Raw genomic sequence first — 14,392 nt, 5'->3', positions numbered from 1 at the left:
CGTTATATAAAGTAAAACTTCAATCAGTGGGGGTTCTTCATCCCAACTGATTGTTAGTTGAACCAATCGGGCTTTTACGGGTAGTTGATCTCCAGCTAAGAAGCGGGAGATCAACTACCCGTTAATGCGGGAAAATTCAATGGTAACCAACCAATTTTATTTACGTCCGACTTCTTTTCTGCGGCGTACTTTCAATTCACTGACGATCAGTTCTTCAATACCTGGCTGATTTTCGAAGATCAAACCATATTGAAACTTATCGCCGTACTTCTTCTTCCATACGATGTCTCCAATAGCCTTAATCAATACCTCGTCTAAAATGAATTCCAGTTCCAACTGCACCAGGTTATTATTATTTTCACCAATTTCCCGAGAAGAAAACATTTTCATGCCATGCGGGCTCACATCGATGATTTCACACGGGTATTTTACTACTTCTAATTGTTCCTGTTTTCCATTAATCAATTCAGTGAAATTTGCTTCGATTGGGATCCCAAAAGTAAAGCGAAATCCTTCTGTGCGTTTAAACGCCATATCTGTTCCCCCTAGCCATTCAGTGCTACAATTTATATACCCACATTATGATGCAATACACGATTAAATGTCTATGTGCTTAATTGCTATTTTAAGGAGAATTTGTGACTTCAAACTCATGACCAATGAACCTGAATTTTTCCCCATTGCAATAAAAGAATGTGGAATCGATAAAAAAATGCGAAACAAAAAGAGTTTTACACATCGGGGTGCTCCGTTGCGTAAAACTCTATGGTTATTAATTGATTACATATTGTTCATTTATTTCTGCACATTTTAACATAATTTGTTGCTCGGCTTTTGAATATAAAGGATCCCTGTAAAATTGTTTTAATAAGGCCGTCGAGAAATAATCTTTTGCTTTACTCCATTGTTTATGCAGTTTACTGTATGATACAGGCACTTCAATTCTTTCATAATTTGTTAAAACGACGATTGTGCAATTTTCCAGATACGGCACGATTTTTTCGACGTGATGCAATGAAAAGTACATACAACTTTCAACATTGCGCATTGCCTCAGTGGGGAACCAAATCTGAAGAAGAGGTAATCTCGGAATCATGACCGGGTTAACAGATTTGGATCTAAGAACGGCTTTTGCCGCTTCCTTTGCACCTTTTAGGCTGGAACCATGTTCTTTCAGCTCGCTATCCAGTAATTGCATTGGTGTGAAAGGGACTTTTTTGTTACCATTCGGGGTGATCATAAGCGTATAAAGATTATTGAACTGATCAAATTTAGGCTTTAATACACAGGCATCATACAAGGAAATTCTATACATTTTCCATACTCCTTCCATTTTATAGTTATTATTTTTAGTAAAAAGGAGTATACTAACTATATGTCGGTATACTCCGGCTTCCAAACCTCAGGTGATATCTTTGGAGGATGCTCACTTGGGGTTTTTATGTTGCCATTTCACATACTCACTCACCCCCTTTATCGGTTAACCTGGCATGGTAACCGCTTTCTTCGATGAATAAAAGTAATAGAATTTTTCAAGCCAAAAACAATATCGCAGTGGAACAGATTGTGATAAACGTGATAAAAGTTTGCTATAGATGCCTAACCGAGTGATTATGTATTTTGGGAAAACGGATGGAATTTTCGGATTCATAGGATGTAGTGGCATTTTGGGGTTTAATATTACCGTTTTCTATTTAGTAAAAGGCAAATATTAATTTGTTGATGCTAATGGTCGTGGATGTTTATAAATCTATGTAGATCTATTGATTATGTACGTTTATTTTGTAGTGAATATATCTAAGTTCGAATTGCTAATTATTTACATTATACAAAATAGTACAATATAATCAATACTATTTTGATTATTTTAAATTTTGTAAATAAAGAAGTCGAAATTCGAGAGAAAAGTTATTTGAAAAGCCGATGTGAGAAGATTGTAACCTCTTCACATCGGCTTCTATATTTTAAACTTGTCCAGCTGTACCATATTGCTGCTGACGTGTAATTTTTATAACTTCTTTCCATGTGTCGCGGAATTCTGTTACTAGGCCTTCGACTTCTTCGATGATGGCAGGGTCATTTTTGATGTTCGCCTCCGTTAATCGATGACTCATATATTCATATAGCGGTAACATTTGTTTTGAAATTTCGATGTCCATATTAAGTGTAGACATTAATTCACCGATAATTGCTTGAGATCTTTGAATATAATGGTTGCGCTCTTCTATATTTTTCACCTCAATCGCTACCTTTGCACGATTAAGGAATTTTATACATCCGTTATACAACATTAATGTTAACTCGCCAGGCGAAGCAGTTGTTACACTGTTTTGTTTGTATGCATTAAATGCATTCGTTTGTGCTGTCAAAGAAGACACTCCTTTTTAAACTACTGGTATTACTTTTTCTTATCATAATAACGGCCATCCATTATTTGAACATTCGCATAAGGGTTCATGTATTGCTGCTCATTCTTTTTGGAATATTGCAGATCTTTTAAATCGTTTTTTATTACTTTCAATGTACTATTTAAACGCTCGCGAATTCCTTTATCTAACTCAACTAACATGGCATGGGATTTCTGTCGCATATCAACCTGAAAACCATCATATTGCATCTTTCCAATGATAATACCACGCTCATCTAATAAGTTATTCGTTTTTTCGATATAAGCATCTCTCTGTTCTCCCTCTGGAAAGACTGCCAAATGCTGATAAAGTTTTGCTGAGATTTGCAGTAACTGCTGTATATTTTCCATAAAACTCATCTCCAACTCTTAGCCTTGCATGAACATAGAAGACTGTTGATTCGCTTTATTAATTGCTGTCTCCATAGCTGTAAATTGTTTCCAGTATCGAGCTTCGATATTTTTCAATTTATTTTGCCATGTATCAATTCGCTTTTCGTTATCAATTAAGCTTTTACCAATTGCATATTGTGCATCTGTCATTGTAGAACGACCAGCTTTTTTCTCTATATTAACTTCTAATGATTTCATTGATTCACGTAGTTTTTCGAGATAGCCACGAGTATCTGAACCACCATAAGTAGGATCCGACTTTTGCCCACCACTATTCTTAAATAATCGCTCTACTGCATCTGGATCTTCCTCTATTGCTTTTCTTAACTTCGCTTCATCAATTTCAAGTGTTCCACCGTCATTATAGCTCTTAGAAGAAGTGATTCCGATATTAAATAATGTATTATATTTTGTACCATCTAAGCCAGGATTTGACTGGTAAATAAGTGAGCGCATATTTGATAAGCCATTGCGCACTACCGAATCATTACGAAGCAAGCCACTTTTTGCCTTTTCTTCCCAGAGCTTAATTTCATCTTCATCCATATCTTTTTTCTGCTCGGGTGTAAGTGGAGCATAATCACGATATTTTGTCTCTTTTGTTTGATCGTTTAAATCTTTAATTAGACCATTATAAGTCGTAACAAATTCTTTAATTTTGTTCATCATATCGTCTACGTTTGTAGTGGATGACAAGGATACCGGCGGAGCTGATGGCGCTGCATTTACTAAATCATCATTAATCGATCCGTCCCCATTGAGTAATCCTGCGTTTTGAGCATCTGCTTTAGCCGTGTTTAAAGAACTTACTGCATTTGCCAATCGTGCATCTGCCGCAGTAACTTCAGCTTTTGCAGTATTATAAGCAGATCGCAGTTGGTTTTGTTCTGCCAAATTTTTAAATGCTGTTTGCTCAGTTGCAGATAAGCTATTCCAAATTGTTTGTTGTTCCTCTGTTAATGAAGAAACTTTTGAAGAATCTGCAAACACTTCTAAAATTTTTGCGTCTCCTAATTTACTGTATCGAGATTTTAATTCATCAGACTGCGCTTTTGCCACATATTCATTCAATGTAGCCGCCTCTGAATTTTGCAGTGATACAAGCGTTTCTTTATCCAATGCCTTTAATGCCGACTTTAGTTGATCAGTGAAAAATTCATTTTCATCAATAGCTGTATGAATTGCACTTAATTCGGTTGTTTCATCGATTGTTAAGCCTTTTAAAGCTGTAATAGCATCACCCGATAAATCCTTTAATTTTGAGCCGCCAAATGAAACATATTTTGCCTGTACTTTAAAATGACTAAATTCATTTTCCGAAGTATTGTAGACTGTTGACAATTTTTCTGCAGAAAACGCTTTTAGTTTTGTTTTCGATTCTTCCGATAAGTTACTTGCATCTATCGCAGCTATTACATCTTCTTTACTATTGGAACTTGCCAATTTAATTGTTTCAAATTCTTCAGCCGTCAAGGTTTTCCAGTCTGAAGTAGTTAGTTTACGGTATTCTGCTTGTTCTGATAATGATAATGTATTTCCAAATGCTGCATTATAACTATTGTTATGTGCGTTCGTATAGTTTGGTGTGTCACTTGAACCATTTCCATAATAGGCAGTAAGTGCATTTGTGAGCGCTAAAGCTTTGTTTGCTTCATTTTCTGTCGCCAATTGCAATTCCTTTTGTGACGATTTATATTTGTCAGCAATTGTTTGAGTGGAATTGAACGTATCTTTTAATGTAACGTTATATCCTGAAAGACTGAATATATTTGAAGATCGTTCTGTCGCAATGCCGTTTACTTGGAAAATTGCATTTTTTCCATCTGTTGTTTGAAATTTATCGATCACATTACCTAATTCATCCTTTTGCTGGAAAAAACCTAAACTCGATAAAGTATCTTTTCCACTCACAACTTCAATTTCTTCTCCGGCTTTGTTATCCCCGGAATTTTTAGCTGTAAATGAGAAACGGCCATTTTCAAATACAGCTGATACTCCCCCATTAGTCGCATTTACCTTACTAACAAATTGATTAACCGTCATACCATCTGTAATTACAATTTTCGTTGCTTCAGAAGGCATTGTCCCATCAGCTTTAATTGCTTTCAATTCGATTGTTTTAGTTCCAGTACCAATTAAGTCGCTCATTTTTGTTGACCCTACTGCACTTACTTGATTTCCTACAGCCCGTGCTGAAGTTGCTAATTGTGAAACCCCTTCAATCGAAAGTGAACCTGTTGCCGAACCTGTTGCTGTCGCACTAACAAGACTAGAATTTGAAGTCGAAGCCGTTTTAGAATTTAAAGATTTTAATACTAAATTATCCGCAATATACGTATCAAAAGTTTTTAATTTTGTATTTACTCCACGATAAGCATCGCGTTGCCATTCGTATGTTTGTTTCTTTTGTGTCAATTTATTTAAAGGTACTCGTTCAGCGTTCATTAATTTTTCTACTAAAGCATCAATATCCATACCTGATGCCAATCCACCAACTCGCATTACCATATATATTTCCTCCTCTAGCTAGTTAATCTACTTAAATTTTTTCGTCTACAATCATACCGAGCATTTTTTGCATTTCATAAAAAGCATCAAGTAATTTTTTCGGAGGGATTTCTTTTACAACTTCCTCCGTATCACGATTTACAACCGTCACATAATAGCGTTCCAGTCCTTCGTGGAATATAAATTTAGAAGTACTGTTATTTACATCGAGCATCTCGTTCATTGTATCTACAGCCTCTTTAACTTTAGACTTTGTTTCATCGTCATTTTTCGAGTGAAACATAGACTCAATTATAGTCGTTTCTTTTTTTGCAATACTGTCGCTTTGCTTTTTCTCATCATCTTTTGCTGTGTTATTATTAGTTGCTACTCTAATTGTTGCAGTCGATTCTATACTTGTAGTTCCTGAAATACGCATGATATCCAACCTCTCTGATTTCAATTCTAGCGTTGGTTTATTTTAATATCGGACAAAAAAAAAGAAATTCCAGTTTTTAATGAATGAACAATTAATAACTGAAATTCTTATCCTTATTATATTTCAAAGTAATCATGACATTTTGATATTAATTATCACGCTAGTTTCTACCTAATTATGAAGCCTTTTTATATTCTTTGATAATATATTTCAGGTAACATTTGGTGATTACAGGGAATAGTTTCTGTGATAATCTATTCCCTTACATGATAGTGTTCAATCTTGAACTCCTCTTTACCTAACTATTTGAAAAATCATTGAACTACAATATTATGAAATCTCTCATATAGGTAACACAAATTATGCCCCATATAACTGGTTCTTAATTCACCTATTTATTTCCTATTCAAACATTTCTCTTTTAATTATCTCATCTCCTTCTATCTTTACTAATGCTTTTTTTCCTAATATCTCTTTTAATTGATCTGGTGCTAAACCTGTACCAGGTCGTTTATAAATAAACATTTCTTCTGTAACAACCGCACCTTTACTAATCATTTCTTTTGATACAATAGACCTTCTTGCATTTAAACGGGATTTTATTTCTGTATCTAAATACGTTAAATCATAATTACCTCGAATTTTATTAATAAATTCAATTCCCTCTATAATATTGGTTCCATCATTTGGATCCATTGAATGATAGTGGTCATTTCCTTTAAGAGTCTTATCTAAAGTGAAATGTTTCTCTACGACAACAGCACCTAAATTATAGGCTGTCTTTATAATATCGGCAGATTTGTCTGGCTTAGTATGATCAGAATATCCAATTATTACATCTTTAAATCTTTCTTTTAGAGACACAATTTTGTTTAAATTTGCATGGTCATACGGTGTTGGATATTCTAAAACACAATGCATCAATATTATTGGTTGCATATTATATTTTCTGATTTCTAATAATGTCTTTTGAATCTCTTCGAATGTCGAAGCTCCAGTAGAAACTATCATAGGTTTATTTTTTTTAGCTTGATAAATTACAAATGGTATATTATTTAAATCTGAAGATGATATTTTATAGACATCCATAATCTCATCTAAATAGTCTACTGATTCAAAATCAAACGCTGTAGATAAAAATTCTATTCCCACATAATCACAGTATTTTTTTAGTTCTCTATATTCTTCTTGTCCAAATACATCAAATTTTTTAAACAATTCAAACTGTGAAGTAGTAGATTCTTCAGTTAAATCCCAATAAGAAGGAGAATTCTTCGAAGCTAAAGTGCTAGCTTTATAACTTTGAAATTTAACTGCATGGATTCCAGCATTTTTTGCCTCATCAATCATTTTTCGAGCAGCGCTCATTAACGTAATACGTTCTTTTGAAGCAATATCATAATAGTTTACACCTATTTCAGCAATTAAAGTAAATTGATTTTTAATTGCTCTATTTATAATTTCACTTTTATAATTCATTTTTTCACCCAATATCCTTAAAAATTAACTCCATTACATTGTCCATACCTTGCGTAAGATTTAAATCTCCCATCTTCGTTTTCATTTGTAATCTAATTTGCGGACTATTAATTAACCATCTAACTGTTCCTTCAATAGTAGTTATGCTGATTTCTTTACCTATCCCTAGATTAATAAAACCATTTTTCAACTCACCAAATGAATGTAAAGTTTCTCTCTCATGTTGGGCCAATAATATTGTTGGTACTTGCATTATAGCTAGCTCATACATTGTTCTACCCTGTGAAGAAATTGCTAAATCTGCTTTTTGCATATATTCAGTCATATGCTTCACATCACAAACAACACTCACATTTAAATTATTTTTTTCTACATCTTCAATTATTTTTTGCTTCTCTTTATATCCAAATCCTAGTATAAACGTAAAATGTATAGATAAATTATTTAATAATTTAACTGCGTCTAAAACTTTTTTAGTTAAATTCGAAGGATCCGTTCCCCCGAACATTACTAGAACCTCTTTTACTTCCTCATTGAAGTTTGATGGTTCCGCTAATAAAAATTCATCTCTTGCACAAAAATATTTGCTTCCCCAATAAACATTAGTTAAATTATTTGATTTACCGTATAAATCATTAATAACTACATCCGCAAATTCTATACCTGTACCTAAATCCTCAAAATTCACTATTTTAACATTAAACCTTTTTAATTTTTTTATATAAGTTTTATCTGTATCTAACCAATCATTAATAACAATATCTATGTTTTCCGTTCTAATAATATCGAATATACAATTTTCTGATTCAAATATGAAATAAGTAAAATTACTATTACTAATTTTAGAAATCCCTAAGTTAGATCTTTTAGATACTGCAAATATGATTTCATGATCTATGAATTTATAAGCAAGAGAGAGGGTTCTGTAAATATGCCCCAATCCAATTTCTTCAAATCCCTCAACTATAAATAAGATTCTTTTCTTTTTTAGCTCCTTTTCTGCTATCCACCAATCTTGCGCGGTATCAATATCAATGCTCTCATTTTCAGGGATTTCATAAATTGATACATAATTACCAAATCTATTATCATTTTCAATAAATTCCCTTTTAGTAATTACAAATGCACCCGTTTCAACATAATGACTAGGTAAGTATTGTCTATTTTTTCTTTCTGTGTATAATGGCTTAAAACAACCGCTATCCTTTGTCCAGGACAAATGCGGATTATTTACTCCACTAATTAAAGTATCATAATTTTTTAAATAGAATTCTTTTATTGCTGCATCCAATGTCTTTGATGTTAACAACGGTGATGTTGGTTGTATCGTTATAACAACGTTATACTCTTCCCCTGATTGTTTCTCCCATTGATTAACTGCATTAAATATTACTGGATCTAAGGTGATTTCACTAGTTGCAAGATAATCCTGTCTTTTAATTACATTTACATTGTTTTTTTTTGCAATATAAGCAATTTCTAAATCATCTGTAGTTACCAATATATCAATATTGAATTCACTATTTTTAGTAGCCTCAATTGTATAGTTAATCAATGGCTTGCCATTTAATAAACGTATATTCTTTTTAGGAATTCCTTTCGACCCACCTCTAGCAGGTATAATAACTAATATCTTACTTCGGTACATTTATAATTCACAACTTTCTCTATCTAATACTTCTTTAATAGTTTGAACATGTTGTAACATTAAACTGAAGTAATTTTCAATATTCTTAAATGCCGTTTGAATTCTATAGTAATTATTTGATTCAAGCTCAAATAAGTAATCGTCTAAATTCTTTACGATATAAGAGTTTATACTACCATTTAAAGAATACGCCATAATATTTTTTAATCCTAAAGCATTATTAACGCCTGCTCCTCGACCATCTTCTTCAAATAAAATCGATAGCTTTCTATTGCTCAAACAATAAATATGAGCATGAACTCTAAAACCTATATGCAAATCTGCTTCGTTGTATACTTTAAAACCATCTGCTGAATACGAAATATCAAAATACTCTATGTTCTCACTCTTTAGATACTCCACTACCGAATTTAATATTTTGCCACTTTTATCAGAAGTATAAGCATCGGAAGACATACCTCTATGGAAAACATACTTTAATTTTGAATTAGGAAATCTTTCCTTTAAATAGTCAATAATTCCTTTTATATTATTATAATTAACAAAATTTGCAGGATCTGAAAAACAAATATTTCTAATTTTGTAGCTCTCATTAAATTGATATTCATATGGTTTTGTAACTACGTCTAAATTATACCAAGCTGGACATCCTGTCATCACAGAGCCGTACACTCCATTATTTTTTAAAACTACTGTGGATTCGTATTCTCTGCAACCTAACAAAAAACCATCATTTAAAACTCTTTCAAATAATTCCAATGTTTGTTCTGTAAATTTGTAATTATAAATTGTTTCATTTAATACATTTGGACTAAACCATCCCATTCCTAGGATAAAGATTTTTGCCTTTATTGCATTTAAGTCTTTTACTAATGGCATAACTTTAGGATATAAATTTTGAATATATCCTGGCCCACCTGCAAAAACTAGAACATCACAATTATTTATTTCATCTATTTGACTATCTAAACTTTGATTCCGTAAAAATATATTTAATTCAATATCTTCTCCCAAAGCATACTTCAATAATTTTATGCTTCTTTCTACAATTAAAAAATCACCTGAGTTTTTGTAAGCCCCAGATAATACCCCTACCTTCATCTAAACACCTCTTACTTCGATTCATATATCAAAAAATATAAAAAATGCAATTTAATAGATATTATTTTCCACATCATTAAGGGGATTATATATTTACTATATAAATAACCACCAACTAATGAATTATTGTATCAAGCTTTGTAACTCCAATTATAGTGTAATTACTTTAGATAACTCATTAATCATTTACTCTATTTTCCATATAGCAATTTTTTTGCCTTTCAACTAAGTCCTTAGAACTTATGAAAGGTACACCAGGAATTTTTGCACCTTGCTTAGCTGTGTTATATACTTCTAAAGTAGTTTCTTTAAGCTTTTTTTCAAACCAACGTAAATAAACCCTTAAATTCGGCATAGTGTATATCATTGTCCCATCATTTGCTATTACTTTAAGCTGAAGGTCTGTTTCGATAAACTTACCTGAAGTAGAGTGCTTAGCATGGGTGTGTGTTTTAGTAACACCTAAATCTAACCCAAACAATAAAACTTTTTTATATCCTAAAAATTCAATTAAGCTATAAGTTACCGTTGATACAGAACCACCAGTTTCTAATAATGGGTAATTTAATTCATTTGCCATATTTTCTGCACATTCAAATCCTTGTTGGAACATAATAAAAGCGTCACCTTTATGTTCTTTTACTGCTTTAAAGTTTGCTGTTGATAAATAATATAATTCACCTGTATAACCTGTCTCTTCAAATTGTTTTATTATGTCGTCCTGCGCATCAGAAATAACTACAGCCTTTGGATTAATATTATGCTGAAGTAATGGTTTTAAAGCGGAACCTACCGCATAAACGTCTACCGTGCTAATTAGTTTTTTTAAATCGCAAATTGATTCATCAAGTGAAGGTCCAGAAGCAATTAGGCAAGCAGTTTCGTTTACCTTGGTAGGATAGTTAAATTCACCCATATTTTTAGTGTTTTGTTTAAAATTCTCTAATAGTAATGGAGAAAATTTTTTGTAAGATTGTTGGTAGATTTTTATTGTCTCCAAAAAACCAAAAAGTTTATGTTGTTCCCCCAATGCTTTTATCCAAACATTAGGTAAAAGTAATTGAGTATCTTTAGTAAGATTCATTGAGTCCAATGTAAAAACAATATTTATATTGAATTTCTTCCACCATCTTTCTGAATAATTAGACTCGAAAATTTTCTTTTCTTCCATGTCAAAACAAAATACAGTAATTGGCTTTTCTCCGACTAAACTGTGAAGAGCTAACAAATGATAACCTAATCCTAGTCCAATTAAAAGGTAACTCGCTGCTGTACTATTAATTTCTGCATCAATCCATCTTTTTGCATCTTCTTTTGGACAATAACTACTATAAATAGCTACATTATTTAGCTTTAGAGTTTCCTCACCATTTTTAGCTGTACTTACATGCCAATTCAATTTATTGCTCCATTCCCATTGCTTGCTCTAATTCAATAAAAAATGGAGCAATTTCATATTCAAACATATCTGCTACAAGTACGTAATCTTGTTTTTCTAGTCCTTCGTTTATTTCAATTAAAAAACCTTTTATTTTTTGAATATCCAACTTTGCAGTTATACCATTTCTATTTAATAATTCACTAACTTCAGTAAGCCAAATAACTCCCTCAGAAAAATCTTTAATTGTCTGTAACCCATCGTTTATATTATCTTCTCGTAGGTTATTGGCTATATATTCGGCCCCAGTAGGCACTTTTTTTATATACATATTATAACTTTCCATGGTTTCTGCTATTAATTTTTCCATTTTTATCCCTCGCTTTTATAATGAGTTTGCTTTTTCAATCGTATCCAATGTATACTGTTTTGTTTTTTCAATAGCTACTAATAATCTTGAATAAAGTTCTTTATTTTGGTTATAAATTCTTAGATATGTGTCTCTTGGCTTCTCATTCAAAGCGGGTTCATAATTCCTCAATACGTCTAACGTAATAGGCTCTGTAATATAACTTAGTGATATTTGATCAAATACTCTATTTATAAATTCATCAATCCTATCTAACTTTTTTAGTATTTTTGAATTAAAGGATATACTTGATTGATTTTGTTCTAATAAATTTAGAGCAGATTCTAACTTCTTTATTAATTCATTTAAAATATTTATCTGTTCATTCATTATCTTAATGAAATTTTTTATATCAAATTTAGAATCGTTATTAGTGATTTCTTTGTTCAAAATAAGCTGTGAATTTACAAATCTTTCATAAAAATCAGCAAAGGACAATTGTTGCATTCCTTCTATTTTCGCACCGCCCTCTGTACAGTTATATATTAAAGAGCTATGATCCATACTTTTGTTAATTATCTCGAAGGCTTTTTTCATTGCTAAAAACACATAGTCTGTAAAAACCTTATCATCATTATATCCTTTAATTTCAAAGGTACCTTTTTCCTTTTTTAATACTAAATCTATCTCTCTAAATTGCTTATTATTTTCTGCATGTGTCTTATTATCAGTATATGCTAAATCCTGACCTATTATTGCGATAGGACCGGTTGTTATATAAGAAGCTATTGAAAATGCAAAATTCGCAACTGATCCTCCCCCTCTAATAAGTGGTAATTCGATCGAAAAGATATTTTTAATATTTTCGAAGTATTCTTTACTATTACTATCTACAAAAGCGTACTTTTCATTAATAAATTCGTCTTGTATTTTATAATGACTAGACAATGCATATATTAATTTTGAGTTTATATTTTTTAAATCCTTAAAGTGCAAGTAATTTTCAATAGCCCCATCCACGGTTACAATATAGTCAGGTTCAATTTTATTGGCTAGAAGTGAATTAATCGTTGAACCAGCAGCTAAAATTATTACATGATTTTGCATTTTTTTAAGTAATGGTAATTGTTTAGTTAAAGATGGGCCTCCAGAAGCAAGGACAACTGGACATGTATATTTTTTCTTGAGTTTACTCAATGAATTATTTCGATACACATTTAATAAATTATGTATGTAATTTTCTTGCCATGAATCAGCAAAAGTTCTTATAGTATTTTCATTTACTTTGTTTAAACTTTGCACATCTTTAATAACTCTTAATACTTTTGCTAATTCTTCTGGAAGTATTTTATCATAATTAGGTGAACAAATTACTTTTATTTTCTTGCTTAAATGCTTTAAAGATAATGCAATATTTGTTTCAAAATTCAACTCATCAAAGTGGGTAGTTATTACTAATCCATTATCACTCTGAGGTAATAATGAATATATTGGATCTATAATAATTAGCTTTGAAGGATCCTCTATCTTTTCACTCAATAATTTGGCTATGTATCCTAATCCATAACCAAATAAAACATAGACATAGTTTGGTTCGAATTCTTTCTCTACAATTCTAGTCGCTTCTTGAATTGGGTCATACTTACTATGAAGTAAAAACCCATTAACAGTAACTGTCTCTAAATTATTTTTAGTTGTTAAATAATCAATATTATAAACAGACAAGTAATTTCACCTCTTTTCTTTTATCGTCAAAAATATATAAAAATAAAGAAATCCATTCAAAAATTGAATGGATTTCTTTTTGTTAAAACAATTATCATACTAAATGATAATGAATTATCCTAATAACTGTAATACACCTTGTGGCTGTTGGTTAGCTTGTGCTAGCATAGATTGAGCCGCTTGCATTAAGATGTTGTTTTTCGTGAAGCCCATCATCTCTTTTGCCATATCTGTATCACGAATACGAGATTCAGCAGCTGTTAAGTTTTCTGAAGTAGCACCTAAATTGTTGATTGTATGCTCTAAACGGTTTTGAACAGCACCTAAACTAGAACGTGTATCAGAAACTGTCTTTAATGCATCATTAATTTTCGTAATTGCTGAATCTGCAGCACCTTGACTTGAAATATCGATGTTAGCTACACTTAGAGCAGTAGCACTTGTATCAGCTATTGAAAGAGAAATATTTTGTGATGCATTTGCCCCGATATGGAATACCTTACCATCAAAATCACCATTTAATAATTTTTGAGTGTTAAACTCAGTATCAGTAGAAATACGAGTGATTTCTTCAGATAAAGCATTAATTTCCTTTTGTAAATCGTTACGATCAGAAGATACGTTTGTATCGTTCGCTGATTGTACTGCTAATTCACGCATACGTTGTAAGATAGAGTGTGTTTCGTTTAATGCGCCCTCAGCCGTTTGGATAAGTGATACTGAATCTTGTGCATTTTTCGTAGCCATGTCTAAACCACGGATTTGTCCACGCATTTTTTCAGAGATTGCTAAACCTGCAGCGTCATCGCCAGCACGGTTGATTTTGTAACCTGAAGATAATTTTTCTAGGTTTTTAGACGCTTGAGCGTTGTTGAAACCAAGGTTACGGTGTGTGTTTAATGCTGAAATGTTGTGTTGAATTCTCATTTGGAATTCCTCCTTGAATTTTTTATATTTATGACCCACGTCCTTGTGGGAAAGCTTGG

The 14,392-nt window shown here is 31.9% G+C and carries 13 protein-coding genes; all 13 read right to left on the bottom strand.

The window, feature by feature from the left end; genetic code table 11:
* Positions 1–156: 156 nt before the first annotated feature.
* Entirely contained in the window at positions 157–534 is a 378-nt protein-coding gene (locus MKY07_RS03530) for a PilZ domain-containing protein (protein WP_014824635.1), read from the bottom strand.
* A 238-nt stretch (positions 535–772) separates the two neighbouring features.
* Positions 773–1,315: a competence protein ComK gene (locus tag MKY07_RS03525; protein ID WP_339263850.1), complete on the bottom strand. Its 543-nt coding sequence runs from the start codon at positions 1,313–1,315 to the stop codon at positions 773–775.
* A 649-nt stretch (positions 1,316–1,964) separates the two neighbouring features.
* Positions 1,965–2,369, bottom strand: a complete 405-nt coding sequence (fliS, locus tag MKY07_RS03520; RefSeq protein WP_008407325.1) for a flagellar export chaperone FliS — start codon at positions 2,367–2,369, stop codon at positions 1,965–1,967.
* Between the two features lie 29 nt (positions 2,370–2,398).
* Positions 2,399–2,758 carry a flagellar protein FliT gene (locus tag MKY07_RS03515; RefSeq protein WP_339263849.1) on the bottom strand — a complete coding sequence of 120 codons (360 nt, stop codon included), beginning with the start codon at positions 2,756–2,758 and terminating at the stop codon, positions 2,399–2,401.
* A gap of 18 nt (positions 2,759–2,776) precedes the next feature.
* Positions 2,777–5,308, bottom strand: coding sequence for a flagellar filament capping protein FliD (gene fliD / locus MKY07_RS03510; RefSeq protein WP_339263848.1), 2,532 nt, complete (start codon positions 5,306–5,308; stop codon positions 2,777–2,779).
* A 31-nt stretch (positions 5,309–5,339) separates the two neighbouring features.
* Complete coding sequence (locus MKY07_RS03505) at positions 5,340–5,726, bottom strand: flagellar protein FlaG (protein ID WP_339263847.1); 387 nt, start codon at positions 5,724–5,726, stop codon at positions 5,340–5,342.
* Between the two features lie 402 nt (positions 5,727–6,128).
* Positions 6,129–7,205, bottom strand: a complete 1,077-nt coding sequence (locus MKY07_RS03500; protein ID WP_339263846.1) for an N-acetylneuraminate synthase family protein — start codon at positions 7,203–7,205, stop codon at positions 6,129–6,131.
* Positions 7,206–7,209: 4 nt separating this feature from the next.
* Positions 7,210–8,853, bottom strand: coding sequence for a glycosyltransferase (locus MKY07_RS03495; protein ID WP_339263845.1), 1,644 nt, complete (start codon positions 8,851–8,853; stop codon positions 7,210–7,212).
* Positions 8,854–9,954 (bottom strand): polysaccharide pyruvyl transferase family protein, encoded by a 1,101-nt coding sequence (locus MKY07_RS03490; protein ID WP_339263843.1) that lies wholly within the window; start codon positions 9,952–9,954, stop codon positions 8,854–8,856.
* A gap of 178 nt (positions 9,955–10,132) precedes the next feature.
* Positions 10,133–11,353: a 6-hydroxymethylpterin diphosphokinase MptE-like protein gene (locus tag MKY07_RS03485; RefSeq protein ID WP_339263842.1), complete on the bottom strand. Its 1,221-nt coding sequence runs from the start codon at positions 11,351–11,353 to the stop codon at positions 10,133–10,135.
* A gap of 1 nt (position 11,354) precedes the next feature.
* Complete coding sequence (locus MKY07_RS03480) at positions 11,355–11,702, bottom strand: hypothetical protein (RefSeq protein WP_339263841.1); 348 nt, start codon at positions 11,700–11,702, stop codon at positions 11,355–11,357.
* Positions 11,703–11,717: 15 nt separating this feature from the next.
* Positions 11,718–13,406, bottom strand: coding sequence for a 6-hydroxymethylpterin diphosphokinase MptE-like protein (locus MKY07_RS03475; protein ID WP_339263840.1), 1,689 nt, complete (start codon positions 13,404–13,406; stop codon positions 11,718–11,720).
* A 114-nt stretch (positions 13,407–13,520) separates the two neighbouring features.
* Positions 13,521–14,333, bottom strand: coding sequence for a flagellin (locus MKY07_RS03470; protein WP_339263839.1), 813 nt, complete (start codon positions 14,331–14,333; stop codon positions 13,521–13,523).
* Between the last annotated feature and the right edge of the window lie 59 nt (positions 14,334–14,392).

The organism is Solibacillus sp. FSL W7-1472 (assembly GCF_037969775.1).
Lineage (GTDB): Bacteria > Bacillota > Bacilli > Bacillales_A > Planococcaceae > Solibacillus > Solibacillus silvestris.
The sequence above is the reverse complement of the archived record's forward strand: the minus strand, read 5'-3'. Positions and strand labels throughout refer to the sequence as shown.

Excerpts from the sequence above, each read along its gene's own strand:
- MKY07_RS03495 (WP_339263845.1), bottom strand. The coding sequence starts at position 8,853 with ATGTACCGAAGTAAGATATTAGTTATTATACCTGCTAGAGGTGGGTCG.
- MKY07_RS03500 (WP_339263846.1), bottom strand. The coding sequence starts at position 7,205 with ATGAATTATAAAAGTGAAATTATAAATAGAGCAATTAAAAATCAATTT.
- MKY07_RS03530 (WP_014824635.1), bottom strand. The coding sequence starts at position 534 with ATGGCGTTTAAACGCACAGAAGGATTTCGCTTTACTTTTGGGATCCCA.
- MKY07_RS03480 (WP_339263841.1), bottom strand. The coding sequence starts at position 11,702 with ATGGAAAAATTAATAGCAGAAACCATGGAAAGTTATAATATGTATATA.
- fliD (WP_339263848.1), bottom strand. The coding sequence starts at position 5,308 with ATGGTAATGCGAGTTGGTGGATTGGCATCAGGTATGGATATTGATGCT.
- MKY07_RS03525 (WP_339263850.1), bottom strand. The coding sequence starts at position 1,315 with ATGTATAGAATTTCCTTGTATGATGCCTGTGTATTAAAGCCTAAATTT.
- MKY07_RS03515 (WP_339263849.1), bottom strand. The coding sequence starts at position 2,758 with ATGGAAAATATACAGCAGTTACTGCAAATCTCAGCAAAACTTTATCAG.
- MKY07_RS03490 (WP_339263843.1), bottom strand. The coding sequence starts at position 9,954 with ATGAAGGTAGGGGTATTATCTGGGGCTTACAAAAACTCAGGTGATTTT.
- MKY07_RS03505 (WP_339263847.1), bottom strand. The coding sequence starts at position 5,726 with ATGCGTATTTCAGGAACTACAAGTATAGAATCGACTGCAACAATTAGA.
- MKY07_RS03470 (WP_339263839.1), bottom strand. The coding sequence starts at position 14,333 with ATGAGAATTCAACACAACATTTCAGCATTAAACACACACCGTAACCTT.